General features: G+C 41.2%; 22 protein-coding genes. 18 read left to right on the forward strand and 4 right to left on the reverse strand.

What is annotated here, in order from left to right; all coding sequences use genetic code 11:
- Nucleotides 1–101 precede the first annotated feature (101 nt).
- Complete coding sequence (locus KI743_RS06425; protein WP_285465627.1) at nucleotides 102–1,139, reverse strand: tyrosine-type recombinase/integrase; 1,038 nt, start codon at nucleotides 1,137–1,139, stop codon at nucleotides 102–104.
- Between the two features lie 134 nt (nucleotides 1,140–1,273).
- Between KI743_RS06425 and KI743_RS06430 the strand changes: the two genes are divergently transcribed.
- The 4 genes from KI743_RS06430 (at nucleotide 1,274) to KI743_RS06445 (ending at nucleotide 7,727) form a co-directional block, all read left to right on the forward strand.
- A complete protein-coding gene (locus tag KI743_RS06430) occupies nucleotides 1,274–1,654 on the forward strand; it encodes a hypothetical protein (RefSeq protein ID WP_285465628.1) in 381 nt (126 codons plus the stop codon).
- A 142-nt stretch (nucleotides 1,655–1,796) separates the two neighbouring features.
- Nucleotides 1,797–2,975 (forward strand): DNA cytosine methyltransferase, encoded by a 1,179-nt coding sequence (locus KI743_RS06435; RefSeq protein WP_285465629.1) that lies wholly within the window; start codon nucleotides 1,797–1,799, stop codon nucleotides 2,973–2,975.
- Between the two features lie 61 nt (nucleotides 2,976–3,036).
- On the forward strand, nucleotides 3,037–6,060 hold the full coding sequence (locus KI743_RS06440) for an ATP-binding protein (protein ID WP_285465630.1): 3,024 nt from the start codon (nucleotides 3,037–3,039) through the stop codon (nucleotides 6,058–6,060).
- Nucleotides 6,060–7,727 carry a response regulator receiver domain gene (locus KI743_RS06445; protein ID WP_285465631.1) on the forward strand — a complete coding sequence of 556 codons (1,668 nt, stop codon included), beginning with the start codon at nucleotides 6,060–6,062 and terminating at the stop codon, nucleotides 7,725–7,727. The genes KI743_RS06440 and KI743_RS06445 overlap by 1 nt, the downstream gene beginning before the upstream one ends.
- Before the next feature lie 16 nt (nucleotides 7,728–7,743).
- On the opposite strand, the gene KI743_RS06450 is transcribed toward KI743_RS06445, so the two are convergent.
- Together KI743_RS06450 and KI743_RS06455 are read right to left on the reverse strand one after the other, a co-directional pair.
- Nucleotides 7,744–8,736, reverse strand: a complete 993-nt coding sequence (locus KI743_RS06450) for an HNH endonuclease (RefSeq protein WP_285465632.1) — start codon at nucleotides 8,734–8,736, stop codon at nucleotides 7,744–7,746.
- Nucleotides 8,737–9,363, reverse strand: a complete 627-nt coding sequence (locus KI743_RS06455; RefSeq protein ID WP_285465633.1) for a phage repressor protein CI — start codon at nucleotides 9,361–9,363, stop codon at nucleotides 8,737–8,739. It lies immediately after the preceding gene.
- A 91-nt stretch (nucleotides 9,364–9,454) separates the two neighbouring features.
- Here KI743_RS06455 and KI743_RS06460 point away from each other — a divergent pair, with 91 nt between their 5' ends.
- The 11 genes from KI743_RS06460 to KI743_RS06510 all read left to right on the forward strand — a co-directional run bounded on the left by KI743_RS06460 (nucleotide 9,455) and on the right by KI743_RS06510 (nucleotide 15,397).
- A complete protein-coding gene (locus KI743_RS06460; RefSeq protein ID WP_045607456.1) occupies nucleotides 9,455–9,667 on the forward strand; it encodes a hypothetical protein in 213 nt (70 codons plus the stop codon).
- A gap of 114 nt (nucleotides 9,668–9,781) precedes the next feature.
- Nucleotides 9,782–10,321, forward strand: coding sequence for a phage regulatory CII family protein (locus KI743_RS06465; RefSeq protein ID WP_285465634.1), 540 nt, complete (start codon nucleotides 9,782–9,784; stop codon nucleotides 10,319–10,321).
- An 11-nt stretch (nucleotides 10,322–10,332) separates the two neighbouring features.
- Complete coding sequence (locus KI743_RS06470) at nucleotides 10,333–10,626, forward strand: hypothetical protein (protein ID WP_150868707.1); 294 nt, start codon at nucleotides 10,333–10,335, stop codon at nucleotides 10,624–10,626.
- A 109-nt stretch (nucleotides 10,627–10,735) separates the two neighbouring features.
- Nucleotides 10,736–11,140: a hypothetical protein gene (locus tag KI743_RS06475; RefSeq protein WP_285465635.1), complete on the forward strand. Its 405-nt coding sequence runs from the start codon at nucleotides 10,736–10,738 to the stop codon at nucleotides 11,138–11,140.
- Between the two features lie 2 nt (nucleotides 11,141–11,142).
- On the forward strand, nucleotides 11,143–11,355 hold the full coding sequence (locus KI743_RS06480; protein WP_285465636.1) for a hypothetical protein: 213 nt from the start codon (nucleotides 11,143–11,145) through the stop codon (nucleotides 11,353–11,355).
- Nucleotides 11,352–11,753, forward strand: a complete 402-nt coding sequence (locus tag KI743_RS06485) for a hypothetical protein (RefSeq protein ID WP_285465637.1) — start codon at nucleotides 11,352–11,354, stop codon at nucleotides 11,751–11,753. The genes KI743_RS06480 and KI743_RS06485 overlap by 4 nt, the downstream gene beginning before the upstream one ends.
- On the forward strand, nucleotides 11,753–11,983 hold the full coding sequence (locus KI743_RS06490; protein ID WP_285465638.1) for a hypothetical protein: 231 nt from the start codon (nucleotides 11,753–11,755) through the stop codon (nucleotides 11,981–11,983). The genes KI743_RS06485 and KI743_RS06490 overlap by 1 nt, the downstream gene beginning before the upstream one ends.
- Entirely contained in the window at nucleotides 11,980–12,507 is a 528-nt protein-coding gene (locus tag KI743_RS06495) for a hypothetical protein (RefSeq protein WP_285465639.1), read from the forward strand. The genes KI743_RS06490 and KI743_RS06495 overlap by 4 nt, the downstream gene beginning before the upstream one ends.
- 3 nt (nucleotides 12,508–12,510) lie before the next feature.
- Nucleotides 12,511–14,601: a hypothetical protein gene (locus tag KI743_RS06500; RefSeq protein WP_285465640.1), complete on the forward strand. Its 2,091-nt coding sequence runs from the start codon at nucleotides 12,511–12,513 to the stop codon at nucleotides 14,599–14,601.
- A gap of 96 nt (nucleotides 14,602–14,697) precedes the next feature.
- The gene (locus tag KI743_RS06505; RefSeq protein ID WP_150868713.1) at nucleotides 14,698–14,913 is read left to right on the forward strand and encodes a hypothetical protein; all 216 of its coding nucleotides are present in this window, start codon (nucleotides 14,698–14,700) and stop codon (nucleotides 14,911–14,913) included.
- A 19-nt stretch (nucleotides 14,914–14,932) separates the two neighbouring features.
- Nucleotides 14,933–15,397, forward strand: coding sequence for a hypothetical protein (locus tag KI743_RS06510; RefSeq protein WP_285465641.1), 465 nt, complete (start codon nucleotides 14,933–14,935; stop codon nucleotides 15,395–15,397).
- Here KI743_RS06510 and KI743_RS06515 read toward each other — a convergent pair.
- On the reverse strand, nucleotides 15,386–15,637 hold the full coding sequence (locus KI743_RS06515; protein WP_150868715.1) for an ogr/Delta-like zinc finger family protein: 252 nt from the start codon (nucleotides 15,635–15,637) through the stop codon (nucleotides 15,386–15,388). The two genes, KI743_RS06510 and KI743_RS06515, sit on opposite strands and share 12 nt — an antisense overlap.
- Nucleotides 15,638–15,797: 160 nt before the next feature.
- On the opposite strand from KI743_RS06515, the gene KI743_RS06520 reads away from it, so the two are divergent.
- The 3 genes from KI743_RS06520 to KI743_RS06530 all read left to right on the forward strand — a co-directional run bounded on the left by KI743_RS06520 (nucleotide 15,798) and on the right by KI743_RS06530 (nucleotide 17,655).
- Nucleotides 15,798–16,340 carry a hypothetical protein gene (locus KI743_RS06520; protein WP_150868716.1) on the forward strand — a complete coding sequence of 181 codons (543 nt, stop codon included), beginning with the start codon at nucleotides 15,798–15,800 and terminating at the stop codon, nucleotides 16,338–16,340.
- Nucleotides 16,341–16,431: 91 nt separating this feature from the next.
- The gene (locus tag KI743_RS06525) at nucleotides 16,432–16,608 is read left to right on the forward strand and encodes a hypothetical protein (RefSeq protein WP_191907544.1); all 177 of its coding nucleotides are present in this window, start codon (nucleotides 16,432–16,434) and stop codon (nucleotides 16,606–16,608) included.
- Between the two features lie 492 nt (nucleotides 16,609–17,100).
- Nucleotides 17,101–17,655, forward strand: a complete 555-nt coding sequence (locus KI743_RS06530) for a hypothetical protein (protein ID WP_285465642.1) — start codon at nucleotides 17,101–17,103, stop codon at nucleotides 17,653–17,655.
- Nucleotides 17,656–17,957: the final 302 nt, after the last annotated feature.

A 17,957-nucleotide genomic window follows, 5' to 3' on the forward strand; every position in this document is an offset into this window, starting at 1 on the left:
GCTCTGATTTGCAAAAGGCGACGATATAAATTGTCGCCTTTTTTACGTCTAAAAGCGCTAAATAACGCTCTTTTACAGTGGCTGCCGCCATTTTGTCGCCACTAATTCTCTAAAGGATTGAGATGAACAGCCTGCATCAAATGCTCTGGGGCAAAATGAGAATACGCCATTGTCTGCTCGATTTTTGTGTGACCAAGAATACGCTGCAGCACTAAGATATCCCCTTTATTCATCATAAAATGCGAAGCAAAAGTATGCCGTAGAACATGGGTCGCTTGCCCATTCGGAACCTGCTCAGGCAAGGCTCTTTTTATGTAACGCCAAGCATCTTTGTAACTGGTGTTAAATATGTCATGGTCGCTTACCGCTATGTCTAATATCTCTTGATACAAAGATGGTGAGATAGGCACACTGCGATTCCTTTTCCCTTTTGTCTCTGTGTAAGTCAATTTGAACTCGGTTATTTGAGCGCGAGTTAGAGTGAGTGCCTCACTGATTCGTGCACCAGTTGCCAAACAAATTTTCGCGATGACAATGATTTGTGGGATTGATACCTTGATAACTCGCTTGCAGTTCTGCAGTTCATCAAAGAACTCGTCGATTTGTGGCTTGGTTAGATAGGCAAGGTGCTTCTCACTGGTTTTGATCGGCTCGATTGCTTCAAGCGGGTTGGGATATTTCCACTGATTGTACTTAATCAGCTTCTTGAACATGCCCTTCAGATAAATCAGTTCATGGTTGTGTGTGGTGGGGGATATCTTGATGGATTTATTCTTGCCCCTATAGGGGACTCGAGCTGCTCGATACGCCAGGTAGTCTCGTTCTTTAAACTGGCAGGCAATTGGGTTACCTAACTCTTCAATTGTTTTGGATATGAGATCTTTGGCTTGCTTGCCTGACTTTAGAGTATGGCCATGGATGGTCCACCAACTTTCCAAAAGCTCACTCATTCTTCGGTTATCCGGTTTAATACCCATCCATGGCTTATCGTCGACTTCTTTCATTGTGTGGAGCTCAAAAGCTTTGGCTTCGCCCTTGGTTGTAAACTTCTTTCTAACTCGCTTACCTCTGCGGCCATTTGGGTAGCATTCACAGATCCAAGGTTTCGTAGAACCATCTTTAAGATTGCGCACAGACATAATTACACCTAAAATTACTGTATATAAAAACAGTATAATTCGGGGCTAAAACGTTGAACAATGTTTTATATCGGGGAAGTTGTACAAGGTTTGTAGCTTCATCGGCATTGTTACGAGAGCTCGTTGGAGTAAACATGTTTAAATCCATCCAAGTCACTAACGGGTACAGTATTTTTAAGATGAACAGTGATGGCCCTATTGGTGTAAACAAGAAAAATGATGGGACAATTTCGGCACTTTTGAAGATGGGTGGCCGCTTCAGTGCGCCGTTTGGTGGGTTCATCGAAGCCAGTAATATCATAGGCTTGAAAAAGGTGAAGTTACTGGATATCAAATATCTATGTGTAGATGAAGATGCCGAAACAATCGAGTATGTTCTACAAAATGATCATTATGTGGTGGGTACATACAAAGATGGTCGGCTGTTCATTCTTTTGTTTGACGGGAAGCCCAAGCATTACGTGATAAAGGGGTATGAACAAGACGGGAAGAACAACGTATTTGGGATCTTTTGATTACTTGATTTTGATATTACCTGGTTTTGTTTATATTACTTTCATAGCTAGTTTGTTTTGTCGCCAGTTAGCTTCTGTATCAATGGTAATTTATGACTAAGTCGGTAAAATGGGACGGTTAAGTTCTTTGTGAGTAATGTGAATGAGAGTTAAAGCGATAGATTTATTTGCCGGCGCCGGTGGTTTTACACTTTCTGCAATCGATGCAGGGGTGGAAGTGCTTGCAGCTATCGAGTTTGATAAAGCAGCTGCCAATACTTACAAGAAAAACTTTGTTGATTCTAAAGGGTTAAAAATTGACCTTCGTGCTGGCGAAGAGTGCGGTGATATCAATAATGTAGAGCCGCAAGAACTAATAGATAGTTTAGGCTTAGAACCTGGTGATTTAGATTTAATTCTTGGTGGGCCACCATGCCAAGGGTTTTCAACACATCGCATCAAAAACGCTGGTGTTAATGATCCTCGTAATGCATTGCTTCTTAGATACTTTGAGTTTGTAAATGAGTTCAAGCCTAAGGCGTTTCTAGTTGAAAACGTTTCAGGACTTTTGTGGAAACGTCACAAGCCTTTTTTAGATAAGTTCATTGCATTAGCTGAACAAGCTGGTTATGAAATCAAATTCCGCAATATAGTTAACGCTAAAGATTACGGGGTACCTCAAAACCGAAAACGCGTATTTATTTTTGGCCTTCGTAAAGATCTTGATTCAGACGATATTGTATTTCCACCGTCAAGTACTCACTTTTCTCCAACTTCAGGAGAAAAACCAGAATGGGTTGCAGCATCTTCTGTATTTGAAAAGATTCCAGAACATCTTTACCAAGTGTATTGGGAAGACTTCTTCAATAAAAAAGACAAACGCAGTAAAGATGAGGTATTTGCACTCCTTAAATCACTCCCTTATGGAGAGCAGTTAAATAAGAATGATCCTTGTAACGTTCATATGGTTCCGACTGATATGATGAAAGAGCGTTTTGCGGATACACCACTAAATGGTAGTCGTGAAGACGCAGGTGAGAAACACCGATTAAAGTGTCACTCAAATGGTTACAAAGGACACAAAGATGTCTATGGTCGGATATTTATACATACACCGAGTAACACAATGACCACTGGTTGCAACAATCCATCTAAAGGGCGTTTTGTCCACCCTTGGGAAGATCATGGTATGACATTGCGACATGCAGCCCGTTTACAGTCATTCCCTGATTGGTTCAACTTTTATGGAAGTTCTACCGAACAAGCTCGCCAAATAGGGAATGCAGTACCGCCACTGCTCGGACAGATTCTTATAAGTGATATATGCAGTAGATTGAATTGAAGAAAGTGCCTACAATGTTAGGCACTTTTTTTATATCTAACATACTGAGATCTGGTTACAAATGGCTCAAATGAATGTAAGCGCTAGAGCAGTTGACATGCTTGGTCGACAGCAAATAGCTGGTATCCCAACAGCGATACACGAATTATTCAAAAATGCGCATGATGCCTATGCCAATAATGCCGAGATTGATTACTTCCAAGACCAAAACCTCGTTACCTTGCGTGATGATGGTATTGGGATGACGGAAGAAGACTTCGTTAAGAAGTGGCTTACCATTGGTACATCGAGCAAGTTTGGTGTAAACCGTAAATCCGCCTATATTCCAGAAGGCATGGATGAGCGGCCGCTAATGGGTGAGAAAGGTATTGGCCGTTTAGCTATTGCTTCCATTGGTAGACAAGTAGTGGCATTAAGCCGTGCGGAACGCGCCGATGGAATGCACGACATGGTCGTGGCTTTAATTCACTGGAGCCAGTTTGAGATCCCAGACATCGGTATTTCAGATATCGTAATTCCTACGCGCACGTTCCCAGAAGGTAAGCTTCCGACTGCTGAAGATTTACAATCTATGGCACTAGAGCTGGTATCTCACTTAGCTAGTCTGGGTGATGCGATTCCGCTGGACTACTTCGAACTAATCAAAGCAGATACGAAGCTACTCTCGTTCTCTCCAGAAGTTTTGTTTACCAACCTACAAAATAAAACTCAGGCAGACTGGGAAAAAATACCAGAAGATTTGAAAACATCTGATACGGCTCCAAAGCTAGATGGTGTGGGTAAAGGTACTCACTTCATTATCATGCCGTGTGATGAAACATTAGCATTTGATGTAGAAGCTAACGGTAAAGGTACGACCAATTTACAAAAAATATTAGTTGGCTTTTCCAATACGTTTGGTTCCATAGCAGAAGACAGATTAAAAACAAAATTTCGCTTGTATCAAGGTGCTGCAGAAGCTGATGAACTGATTGAAGAAGGTTTTTTTACTGCAAAAGATGCAGCAGACGGTGACCATATTGTAGAAGGTGAATTTGACGCGTACGGTCAATTTAATGGCAAGGTCACAGTATATAAAGGTGAGCCTCAAGAGCACATAATCAATTGGAATGAAGGCTATGGTTCTAAAACCCGTTGCGGTCCATTCAAAATCAAGTTTACTTATCTGCAAGGCACTCCATCAGAGAGCATGGTGCCGAGTGAAAGGTATGTAGATCTACAAAACAAGCTTGCAATGTATGGTGGCCTCTACATCTATAGAGACGGAGTTAGAGTGCTACCGTATGGTACACAAGAGTTTGACTTTTTAAGGTTTGAGGAAAAACGCAGCAAAAATGCGGCACATGCATTCTTCTCGCACCGTTTGATGTTTGGTGCAATTTCGATAGCGCATGATGTAAATACGGGTTTGGAAGAAAAAGCAGGCCGTGAGGGTTTAAGAGCGAATGTAGCATATAGAGAATTTGTTAATATTCTACATCACTTCTTTGAACAGTTAGCGGCAGATTTTTTTAGAGAATCATCATCGAACGACAGGTTCACGGAGATAAAAACCAAGTTTAAAGAGATCGCTAAAAAGGAAGCTGAAGCAGCAAAACGGCGGAAAAAACAGGTTAATGCTAAGAAAGAAGTTTTCAGAGAGCAAATGCTAGACTTTTTTGATAGTTATACTGATGGTTCGTACATATCCCAAGTTGAAGCGTTGAAAAAAAGAGTTGAAGTCGACTTTGAAAAGGCAAGTGAGACTTGGATAGATAAGGAAAAATACCATTTCATCTCTAGTCTTCGTAGAGATATTACGAGTGCTTGGAAGGTGATCGATAACGACATAAAGATCACCAAACCTAAAGTGGGTTTGAGCAAGCCAGATGAGAAAAACTGGATCAGCTACTTAACCACTCGTGAAAAACTGGTTGAAGATGTCATTAACCCTGCTAAGAAAGCAATCGAGTCGAAAATATCAGAATACGTTTCATCTAATAGCTTGTCTTTCTCACTAAGGGATCGCGTGAGTGAGTTTATTGAGGAAGAAAAGAAAACGCTGACTAAGACAATTTCTGGCTATCGAGATGAGCTAAAAAGTAATGTAGGCGAAATTGATTCGGTAATCAAAGAAAAGGCGAGAAGTAAATCTGCGGAATATACCCGTTCTTTAGCTGAAGTAATGAGTGAAATTAACTCTACAGCGATCGATACGCTGTCAGAAGAAGAATCGCTAAACGTTATTTCTAACTGGGAAAAACAACTAGAAGAGATCAACGAGCAAACAGAACAATACTTCCAAAAAATGCGGGATACTGTTGAAGTCGTAATTAATGATATCAGCAACGACGAATCAAGCTCCGCTGATGTAATCGTCGCATTGGAGAGTGAGAACGAACAGGTCAAAGAATCACTCAATCAATATTATGAGTTTGCTCAACTTGGTATGTCACTAGGGATTATTCAGCACGAATTCAGTAGTACAGCACGAAACGTTCGCAACTCTATTCGCTCCCTAAAACCATGGGCGGATACAAATCCGAAGCTAAATGGATTGTACAATAACATTACCCATAGCTTCGCGCATTTAGATGGTTATCTAAAAATGTTCACACCGCTAAATCGCCGCTTATATAGAAGCAAGGTCGAATTATCGGGTAAAGAAATTGAGGCTTATCTACGAGACATCTTTGATGAGCGTTTGAAACGACACAATATTACGTTTACTGCAACTAGAGAGTTTTTGATTAAAACCACAAATGTGTTCCCATCTTCGTTCTTACCTGTGTTTATTAACGTGGTAGATAACGCGATTTATTGGCTCAACACTCAGCTTGAAAGTGAAAATGATAATAAAGAAATCAAGTTGGATGTAGATGGCGATTATCTACTAATTAGTAACAATGGCCCTGTAATACCATTGATAGACCGAAACCGGATTTTTGAATTCACTTTCTCTAGAAAGTCGAATGGTCGTGGTATGGGCCTATTTATAAGTAAAGAATCCCTAAATCATGAAGGGTTCGATATTCAGTTAGCTAGTGGAGGTGCAGATGCCACTCCATGTTTTGTAATCAGCGAAAAAAATATGGAGCAAGAGTAATGTCTGCATTTAATCAACATAGAAAAGAAATTGTAGAAGATTACCTTCAAACTGTTTTTGTCATCGATGATGGTGCAAACCTTGGAGTTAATAAAAACATTGTAAGTGAACTTTCTGACCCTGAAGAGCAACCAACAAGCCCTCTAGTTGTGAGTCAAGAAAAACCAGCAGAATCAGGTCATGAATCTGGTAGTGATAGCCATCAACTTGATCCTTTGGCTTTAACCAATGCATTTTATAAGGTTGGAATAGTACCTGGGCTGTATCAACCACAAGTTAAGGACGGCGATGACCCAGTAGAATTTGCTAAAAACATCATCAAAGTCTCAAAAAATTCTGATGTCATTATCCTAGATTGGATGCTTAAGAAGAATGCAAGTGAATACAGTAAGTCAATAGTTAAAGAAATTATTGAGAGCGATAAAGGAACTGGAGGAAGACTCAGAAGTATCTTGATATATACAGGGGAAAATACGTTAGCCGATATATGTGATGAGTTACTCGTTTACCTTGATGATACTCGCCTAAGTAAGGATGGTGATTACCGAATTATTGGAGATGGTTTAATTATAGATTTCTATTGTAAAGAGGGAGCTGGAAGCCTCGAGCGTGATAAAGCTGAGTCCGAATTACCACTACTTGTTATCGAATCATTTTCATTATTGCTAAATGGTCTAGCCCCTTCTTTTGCTGTACGTTCTGCTTCTGAGATCCGTAAAAATATAGGACGTTTAACGTCTAAATTCTCTAGTAAAGTAGATGCAGGATATTTAACTCATCGCTCTTTAATACCTTCACCTGAAGATTCAGAGCTATTTATGCTGGAGATTTTTGTCAGTCACCTCAGGAGTTTGTTAGCAATTTCAAAAGCTGATCAGGATTGTTTAGGGATCAAAGCAATTGAAAAATGGGTAGATGATTCAGAAAAGCATTTATGCAGGGAAATTGAAGCTGGAGGTGCCAAATTTTCATTTTGCAGAGCAGATCTTTTGGAAATTTTGACTAAAGGTTACGATAAAGATAATGATGACCATGGGTTAAGAAAAGTTCTCTTTTCACTAAGCGATCAGAACAATAGTGGACGCGATATTTCAAAGGGTAAGGTCAACAAGATTCTTCACAAATCAAACTTACATGAAGTCTTTTCTGTTTACGCAAAAGACTCATCACTACTAGATTCTGTTAAAGAGCTATCAGTTTTATCGCTATTTAAAAGGACTAGAACGGATATTTCGAAAGACTTTCCATACTTAACGCAAGGAACTGTTGTGTATTGTATGGGCAGTGAGGAGTATCTTTTATGTGTAACTCCTAAATGTGACACAGTGAGGCTGAATGGGAAACACAACTTTTCATTTTCACCTTTGAAGAGCTCTGCAGATGGGTTTGATCTCGTAATACGGAATAAAAATTTGGATGGCTATCAAACTCTCGCTACAAAGAGCAAGTTTTATGATCTTACTCATATTGAGTTTTCACCACATGGAGATGGGAGAGTTCAATGCAGAGAGGATCAGGGCCGATTGATATTTGTAGCAGAGACAGGAATGAAGTATCAATGGATCGGAGATTTAGAAGAACTTCAGGCTCAAAATAGAGTTATTGAACTTGTTGGAGATCTCAGCCGAAATGGCGTGGATGAAGTCGAATGGCTTAGACAGCAATAGAGTGCAAAAGCGGCTACTAGCCGCTTTCTTTTTCTACAATACTTTCCAGTAGAATTGAAGATCTGGTTTCTCGTCCCTTCCCAAAATGTAACATCCTATGGCAGTTAGGGCAGATACCAGCACAGTTTTCCACGGTGTCTGCTCCGTCGTCTACTAGTGGGATGATGTGATGAACCTCTAAGAATGGCCTATCTTCTTCGGTCTCAAATGGTGCTTCTTGGTTACAGCATTCACATATGCCATTTGCACGGTTGAGTACCCAGGCTTTTACTTCCGGTGAACGAGCGTAACTTGTAGTGGTAGATGTACTCGTTTTCGGCTTTGCATCCCCTTTAGGTTTTGTCGGGTTTGGCTTTTTAGATGACTCCCTAACTTTAGCTTCAAAGGAAGCCTTCCCCTCAAATGGTTTGCTTTCAATAGATGCGATGAGGCTTTCAATTAGCTCTACTTGTTGAGACGTGATGTTGCGTTTAGGCTTTAAGCCAGGAACCCAAGCTCTTCCCATTAGCTCGAATACATAAGAAATGTTTTGCATTCTAAACTCGTAGGACTTAAGGCCCCTTTTATGACGGCTACTTAGCTCTCGATAGATTTGGGCTTTATTGAATTTATAGCCGTTTCTGCTGAGTTCTAGCATTTGAAGATATTCTTTGACTGAATCCTCTATTTCAGCATCAGACCAAGGGCTTCCATCCTTTAATCTTATCTCGAAGCCCAGGTTTTCAAATGTCGTAAAACAGGGGCTTTTTAAGCCTGCCGAGAAATGAGTTGAGATTACTTCAATGCCTAGTAACTTACTCATCGCTAAACCAAAGATAGCTTTAGGTGGGTAGGGCTCACCATCAACTATTAGGTCATAGGTAGTCGAGTGTGAGTAAGTGTGAACGGTACGGCCTTGCTCTAAGAAACGTTTAACTGCCTTGCGAACATCTTCTTGGGTCAATGGCTCGGCCATGGTTTTTAAACGAGCGATAGCACCGTTGTTATCAAAAGCTACGGTATGAACCAATTACTTCTTCTCCATTACCAAAGCCACACGGCCAACAACCCTTACTTCATCTTCTTCAACAGTCAGCGTTGATCCATTAAAGCTGATCGCTAGTTTCTTACCTGGTAGGCGTTGGATTTCGTTCAGAGAGAGGAGGCCGTCCATATCAACTAAGTATGTACCGTTTACAGCTTGGCGGACTTCTTTATCAATGATTGATGTGCAGTCTCCATCTCGAATAGCCATAGCGTTCGTGACTGAAATTTCATCGAGCAGCGACTTGTCGAATGTAAGTGTTCGCAATTCAGATAATTCGCCATTGAGAATTTTAAAGGAGTCAATATCAAATAAAAACTTGGTTTCTAGGCGTTTTGACTCATGCATTTGCGAACTTCTATTCGGAAATGCCTCTCCCTCACCCAACAAAAGCCATCTCAGAGATACACCAGTGTGCAAATGAGCTCTCACGGCGATCTCATGAGGGGTTAAACCACGCTTTACCCATGTAGAGATAGTAGACGTGGGTACGCCTAGCTTTTCCGAAAGCACTCGTTGACTCTTAGATTCCGTTACCTCGATCAATCGTTGGACAAAATCTTTTCCATGTAAATACGCAAAAGCGGATAATTCTTCTTGATTAGTTGGCATAAGCGATCAATAATCTTTGCTAAAGCGTAGTCAGCGGGCTGCAACTTCTGACTACTTATGTAAACATTCAATGACTTAACAGGATATCACTATGCTCTCATATCAAGTAGTCCTAAATACACCTTTCATGACGTACGACCAATATTCCCAGTTCTCTGGTATGCCAAAGCGCACCATCATGGATTGGGTTGCCGATGGTCGCTTACCTATTAAAACTAAAGCAAAAGGTAAAGAAACACCGCTAATCAACATGGTGGCTTTACTTGAGATCGCTACTCGTGAAGCAATGGAAAACTTGGGGTAGGTCATCATGCGCTTATCTTCCTTAATTCCAACCAAAGAGCATTGCCCATTTTGGCTCAACATCGTTGGTTGGGGTTTCGTTTTCGTACCGTTTTTCTTCAATTGAGTATTCGCTATGAACGAAATTGACTCAATGTGCGAATTCCGTGGCTCTAAACAAAAGGCATTTAACGAAGCGTGTTGTGCATTTGCGAACTCGGAGAACATGACCAAGTTAGCAAAAGAGGTAGGTATGAATGCAACTATGTTGCGCAACAAGCTTAACCCCGAGCAGCCGCACATTCTAACTAACGTTGAACTGGTGATGATAACCAAAGCAAGTGGCAACTACACGATTCTTAATAGCCTGTTGCTTGGCCTCGGCGTGGTGACAGCACAGATCCCTCATGATGCGAGCGAAGAAACATTCATTAAGCGTGCATTAGAAAATGCGATGCACTCGGGCGACCTTTCTCGTATGGCTTTAGAGCATGCAGGCAAAGACCGTCTTAGTCGTACTAACAAGCACATCATCATCCAAAAAGCACAAGCAGGTATCAGTAACCTTGTGCTTCTTATAAACGATATAGAGAGCCGTACAAAAGGCGTTTCCCCATTCTTAGCTATGAGTGCGGATTTGGTCGCCAATGGTTCGGCAATTCCCGGCTTAAGTTAAAGGAAAATTTTATGTCAGTTGCAACAATCGAACACTCAGACCAAGCAATACCACCTCTAGAAAACCCGTGTCCTGACTTGCCGTGTTGGTCTCTGAACCGCGAGCAAAAGGAACGAGGCCTAACGTTTTTACAGCGAACAAGAAAAGAACTTGGCGAACGTAAATTAAAGCCGCTTCGTTCACGTAGAGCAGAACTACAAGCGCAGTACGCCAATACTAATAGCAACACAGAGCGTCAGCGTCTCTCACGAGAGATTCATAGAATTGATGCCAGCGCACAGGACGTGCTCTCTCGTTGGTCTTAGCTCAGTAAAGCCGAAACAACCTAGCCATTAGGCAATTTGCCTAAACCCTGTATCCCTCTTGCGCTTTGAGAGGGAGGGTTTTTTACATCCAAAATTTGAGGAAATGATGATGAGTAACATTGAAGAACATTTGTTTAGTCAGTCTTTTAAGCAAATCGCTGAACGTTTTAATTCAAGCAACCAAGAGCAACAGCACAAGGTGTTAATTCAATTAGATGCTATCGCGAAGAAGCAAGAACCTATCGCTACCCACCGCCCGCAAGAAGAAGTACTGGCCGACATCAAAGAAGCAATGAAATGCGATCGCGCTCGTGTGTTCTTTGGTTATTCGTTTCCTAGCTGGTACCGCAACGGTTCAATTGAGCAAGTTTCACAGCTTCACCATTGGGCGAACTTAGATATGAGTAATCGTCATTTGTTTCTTGAAATGCTTGGCCTCCGTGACTTAGGTCGGTTTGATGATGAGGCACTGTATCAATTCGAACAATTTTGTTTGTCAGAAGTAGGGGCGTAAATATGAGGCAAGGAACTAACTCTAGAGAGAGGCAATTGATTGAGTATCTACGAGACCGATTGCAAGAGACGTGTGATTGTATCGAAGCGGGCTACGACATCATGCGTGAAGCTGGTGTAACAACGTCTGATTCTCAAATGACAGTGGAAGGTGCTCAACTTTTTATTGGAGAGGCTAACCAATATTTAGCGGGTCTTACAGAGGTGGAAGCATGAGTACAATCACTGTATTTCGTAAAGATTTAGAGCATGGCCTTCGTAGTGAAGGCTTTACCACTCGCAAAATCGAGCAGTTCATCCGAGTCTTCAATGATATTGATTCTAACCAAGGTGCAATACTTCAGCTCGATTCTACTCGAGCTATGTTGGTGAATGTGAATGGCACAGAACAGGGGCTGTGCCTTGAAGACTTCATAACGGCTTGGTGGGTGTTTTGGGTAGTGGTGTTCAACCAGTCAACAGATACCGCTATGCATCATCAAGCTTTAGGTGCAATTCGTGCACTCTTTTTTGTTTCTGCTTGTACCAAAAGCGTTAACCAAAACGCGACTATGCAAATGTGGTGGCGAGACTGTGAACCACTCCATGGCTATCCAACCTTGGAGGTCTCTTGATGTTGAACTATGTTGCAGTGGCACTAAACAACGGGGGCGGAGTCGTTCGCCATGATGAAACTAATGAAGTTAAGAGTGTAGTGCTTGGTGAGTTTGATTCATTAGAGCCGGCCATAGATACAGCTTGTAAGTTGTTTAACTGCCAACACGTTATGAATGGTGTGATCATCAAAGGTAACCATACCGGTGGACATATGATAATCGATACACAGGAGTTGGCTGAACTATGAGTAACTTTTTAGAAACGCCTGAAAAACAAGCTCTCGTCATCAAGATTGATGGCCGTTACTTTTCTAAGTTTGGTAAGAAAGGGCAAACCCAAACTGCTTGGTCTTTGGCTGGTGCTGAAGTGTTTTTGAATTCATTGACGCCAGTACTGCACAAGCTAGATGAGAAAGGGAAAAAGTACTCTGTAGAAAGAGTTGAGATTGTTGATTGCCTTGAGTGTTACACGGCCAAAGATGTATTTAAGCTTCGTTATCGTTTAGAACGTATGGCCGCAAACTCTCAATTTTATGATCTTACTTTATGTTTTCGGAAAGCTAAGCGAAACCTAGTTGAAGAAACTGCATTAACTGCCATGCAGATGATGAAAGCTGAGCGAAGTATTTTGAAGCGCACCGCTATGAAGATAGATAAATATATTTCGTGTTTGGAGTATGAATTGTTACCTTCAGATTGCCTTAAAGTCAGACTGTATAACTACAAAAAGCGCAAAGCCGGTGTTGCTGTATCTAGTAGTGAAGGGGTTTGATGCATGGAAATGAATGATCTCCTTTATAGTGTAGGGGCTGTGATGCCCCTCGATAAAATCCGAAGAAACAATGCCAGCTATAACGCTGGTTTTTTAGTATCCAAAATTTACACCGACCAAGAGCAAGCGCTCCTAGATTCGGGGTTAGTAAAGAAAATTCCGATTTATGACCGGGTCTTGAACCAAAAATCTAAACGAGAAGTTGAGCTTGAGAAGTCGACTGACCTTTATAAAGCGCTTAACCATCGCTCCGAACACGACCGCGAAGCGGCGGCGAGAATCGCCGAAGATAATAGGCTAGTCAAAGGGCGCAAAAGTCCGACAGAAAAATATCGCCATAGAATAGAGCGAAATCGCCGGACTCTGCGACTGCTAGACAAGGTATTGAAGCCGTCGGAAGTTTTGCAAAGCCCAGAGTCATATTTTAATCATGACTCGCTCTATGGCTCTACAGAGCGAAACATACCTGCTGTTTTGCGTGATAAGGGCAAAGTTAATCTATGTGAACCGAAAGTTATCCCTACTTCGGTGCAACTTCAGCAACGCAAGTGTTTCAATCAATATCGAATTCAGCACATTACTCAAACTCCTGCGAGTAAAGCGCCGGCTGCAAACAATGGTGATAGATATACCGATAAACTTACCAAGCGGGCGGTAACACAAATTTTTGAAAGTGCAGCGTACTCTGCTGTTTGCAACGAGGGCTTTACCACGTTCCTGACGCTCACATTTACAAAGGCTCAACGTCTAGCAATTTTTGGGGGTATGGCAGACGAATCTGAACTTGGAGGGTTGGGCGCTAGACATCCTATCCGTTATCGAAGAAACATGGTGACGTATTCAAGTAACTCAAGGGAAAAAAGAGTAGCTTTACCTGTTATGAATATTGCTGGTCCATATTCGACTGTCCCATACAAAAATCGTCCGCGAACGAAGCTAATGAACATGACCGGCGATATCGCTGGCGATTATTGCCGGTTGGAGGATAAACCAGTTAGTGAATTCACTCTTGATAAAACGAGTGAAACCTCAATGGGGAAAGAGGTTTCTCGTTTTCTTGATGCTTGCAAAAAAATGTATCAAAGAGGGTGGGTAGCCGACCACACGATACAAAATGATACCGATAGCGGGCAAAGTTACTGCGATCTGAAATTGGAGAAAGTACCAGGTCATATTGGTAAACCCAGCGATGTTGGGCCAACGATGAAGCCTTTAGATTTTCATTATATTTGGGTCGCTGAATGTCCGGCCAACGAAGATGGTGAGCCCAATCCGCATGTGCATGTACTCCTTAAATGGAATGTGGAACCTAGGTTTTTCAGTGCTTGGGCAAAACGGCTCGAAAAAATATGGGGGCATGGTTTCGCAAAACTTGAACGAATTAAGAAACCAAAAGCTGCGGGTTCTTACATTATTAAAGCTGTCGGTTATGCCGCAAAAGGCGGGGATGCTGAGCAAGGGTTGATAAAAGGTAATCGCTACAATATTTCCAAATGCACTCGAGCTCCAAAGTGGGAATGTTTGGCTTCATTTGAGGCAGGAAACATAACTGCAGTGATCAAAGAATTGGGATACAAACTGGAACAATGGAAAAAGCCTCTAAAGAGAAAGGCATCAAAGTTAATTGCTGCTAAAGCCCAAACAATTAAAGCTAAATCGATAGCAGTTCAACAAGGAAAGCCGAAAGAACTTATTGATAAGATGCAATCCAGGATAATCAGGTTAGAAAAGCAAGCTGAAAATGTTAACAAGCAGATTCGTGAACGCGGGGTTCATGTATCTTCTGGGAACCGTTTCTCGATAACGTTTGAGGGGGGAGAGTCTAGTTCTAAGGTGGATGACTTTCTATTCTGGGCCGCTGGCGCTAGAGGTTGGTCAATGGAATGCCGTGATATTGATATGAGAGAGCTTAAGGAAAAAGCAGATGCGCACTATCACAGTGTATTTACCCGGCATCAAGAACGCAGAGCGTATTGGAAAGCTGTGTTTGAAGACTCTCCACCGGTTTGGGATATAGACGAGGGCGAATACAGCTTCTTGATGGAAACGCAGAATCAATATACCGAACTATGTCTAGAAGCTATGTTGCACTAGTTAAATTGAGGGCAACATCTCTCTTCATAAAAACACTGTATAAATCCTATAAAAACTACTGTATATTCATACAGTCTTTTGGTTTGGAGTAGAGCTATGTCATTAAAAGAACAAGACATATTTTTACAAGCGATGGAATTCATTATAGATGCTGTAGCACTCAGCACTGAAGGTGAAAGCAGAGCTGAAGTAGGTATTTATTTGATGGGTTTATTGGTCGCGGACCAGAGATCTGAGTTACGACCTGAGAAGTTAGCTGCAATGAAGCAACTTATTGAGATGGCTGATGACTTAGTAGGAATTAGATTGTAATAAAAAAGGTAGTAATACTATGGGTAGCTTTAAAGTTCCTATTTTCAAGGCGTTTTTTGTAGTCGGACCATTATTTATGGGCAGTTTCTTTAGTGTTTTTAATACGGAATACTTAAAGCATATCTTGGCCTTAGGTGAGATTGAGCAAGCACTCTTCGCATCTTTTGCTTTCTGTTTTTTGGGATTTTGGTGGAGTGTAAATTGGAGGTTCTATGAACAAATTGATACGGAGACCTCAGAGGCTGAAATATTGGTCTTCGTCAGTAAGACAACTTTACCATTGATTGCTTTCAGTCAATTGTTAAATGAAGCTATTAGTTTGATCTTAAAACCCAAAGGAAATTTGACCTGGTTTGAGCATGTTGCAATGCACATGGATAGTTTTGATGTTCTAGTGTCCGGCTTATTGTGCGTGCTATCGGCAGTGGTTGTTTGGTACCACACAATACGTGAAGAGACTAAAGCTGTAGAGTTACAAGATTGAAAGCTGCTGTTTAAGCTCTTGGCGTTGTTCTGGGGCTAGTGCTTTCACCATCTCAAAAGCAAGCTGTGAAGTCGTCTTTGCAGAAGGGCTAAGAGTGTGGCTAAACGTCAGGTTCATGACGAAGGAATGGCCGCATTCTGGATCACTGCAGCTACAGTATAAGTCGTTATAACTCGCTGAAATGCGGTTTGTTTTTTGGATGCGGGCTTTCTCCCCACATTCTGGGCAAACTACTCTCATATGACACCATAAACCTATCGAAATTATAAGCTCATGGTACTAAATTAGGGTGTGGATTCATACAGTTTTGGTTTGTTACTTTATTGGGAACTACCCCTTGAATTTAGCATGAAATACCCCGTATCATATGTAGATATTAATGTATTAAGGAAAAGCAGCAGTGACACAAGACGAACTTAAGAATCAAATTTTTATGTCGGTCGCTGATCAGCATTCTAAGCATCTCCCAATGAAGTTGTCTTTGAGTTTACCTAATGAACAGAGCAAAGAAGACCTTCAGGAACTAAAAGATAAACAGCTTCTTGCATGGGACTTCAATATGAAGTCTATACCTTATATGTCCCCTGTAAGTAATCCTCAAGACATGCTGTCATGCATTGCGTACTATGGAAATGCTGAAGTAGGGTATTCTTGTATTGGGTACGCTTTGGGCTGTATTAATGAAAGTGGCACTGCTATAGAAGTTAATTTTATTGAAAAGCGGTGTGATACTGGCAGTGATTTAAAGTCAAAGTTTTTGCCTGTAGTTGTTGACGCTTTTGCATCATATGGGTTATACCTAAATCATACAGGTAACGCGAAAATTAATAAGTTCGTGTTTGTTGGACCTGTTCCTGGCGTCATACATTACTATCAAGAACAAGGCTTTGAGTACACGAACGATTATTTAGGTACTGATGCCGTAATAAAGTTTTTAGTTTAGATTGAACTTTCAACACCGTCTTGTATAATATGGCGCCATATTTGGCATAGCCTGCCAGAACAGCTGATGCTGTTACACCATGAGGTACATTATGAAAAACATTCAAGAGAAGCGCGATGAAGTAAAAAGCTTCGTTGCAAACCTGTATATGAACGGCTCAAGCCCTGCAGAACGCTTCGGAATGTCATGGTCTTCTCTAAGTAAGCTTGAAGATAATGTTCCGGAGTTGACTTGTAAAACAAACCACAACGATTGCAAGACAGCCTAGCTAGTAGAAGATTCTTGAAACCCTCCTTTATGGAGGGTTTTTTTATATCTTTAAAAAATGAATGTTTATCTAAGTATTAAATTCTTTCCGGAAACGCACTCCTCCTCCCTACCTGTGAGACTTATGATCACTTTTTTCGCAGTTTCCAAATGGCGAAATTAAAGGGTTTCAGTAAACCGCTAAACTAGCTCCTAGGCTGTAGCAAATAAGCGGGTATGCACATGTATTTTCCCTCTCAAATTTCATCATTATGAATTTGTGCAATATGAGAACTTTCTACGCAACTAAACTAAATATCCACATATCATGGAGGTTTATGATTTAATCTGGTTTCTTGTAAAAGAGCGGGTGGCGCGTCTCTGTTTGCGTTTCAAAAGAAGTTGCTAACTTAAACTAAGTTATTGTTTCTAATCGCCTTGATTGCCAGCGTTTGGTAGACTCAGCAAAAGAAAGATTCATATTTACAAAACTAATACTTCGTTGGCAGGGTTTATGAGCGAAAAAATTAACAATCTAGATCATGAGACATCGAGCACTAAGGTTGAGATCATAGAGACTAAACGCAACAGCATGATACCGATTATGTTGTTAACCTATGGTTTTCTTGGAATTGTAGGAGTTATTTGGCTCGTCTATTCAAGAAACCCAAACTCGTTTGAACTAACGGCTGATACACTCAAGATATTTAATGAATCTCTAAATGCGGGGGTATTGTTGGTGATTCCCTTCATTTTTGGAGCTTTAGGGGCTTTTACAAGAATGCTAATAGCTAGTGTTGACATGATGAAGTTGGTTCCTGTCGTTTTATCATCAGGTTTAATGGCAATGTTTTCTTGGGTTGCTATTAAGAGCCAAGTTCTACTTGCGATTCTAGCCCCACACTTGGATAAAAAAAATATCACTGAATCAATAACAAGCCAAATGGGAAGCGATTTCTATTTGATGGCAATCATTGCTGTTGTCGTTGGTATGTTTTCATCGAATATGTTTATTTTTGTTGAACAAAGGGTTACTCAGGCAACTTCACAGAAGTCAAATAGTGCCTAATGTTTCTGATTCTAGCCACCTTCCCTGGTGGCTTTTCATGTTTGTCTCTAGCACATTGTAAATCTCCAGAAACCACAACCAACCCACGGAAAACGCACTCCTCCTCCCCACCTGCGAGGTTTACGATCACTTTTTTTCGCAGTTTTCAAATGGCGAAATTAAGGGGATTCAGAAAGCCGCCAAACTAGCTCCAAGCCTTTAGCAATAAGGGGTGCTGCAATATGATTTTCCCTATCAAAATGGCTTATGAAGCGTCTAAGAGAATTTCGTAGTGCGAAGAAGTTTGAAGAAAGTTGAAATTT

The organism is Vibrio sp. D420a (assembly GCF_030248625.1).
In the GTDB taxonomy this organism is placed as follows: Bacteria; Pseudomonadota; Gammaproteobacteria; order Enterobacterales; family Vibrionaceae; genus Vibrio; species Vibrio fortis_A.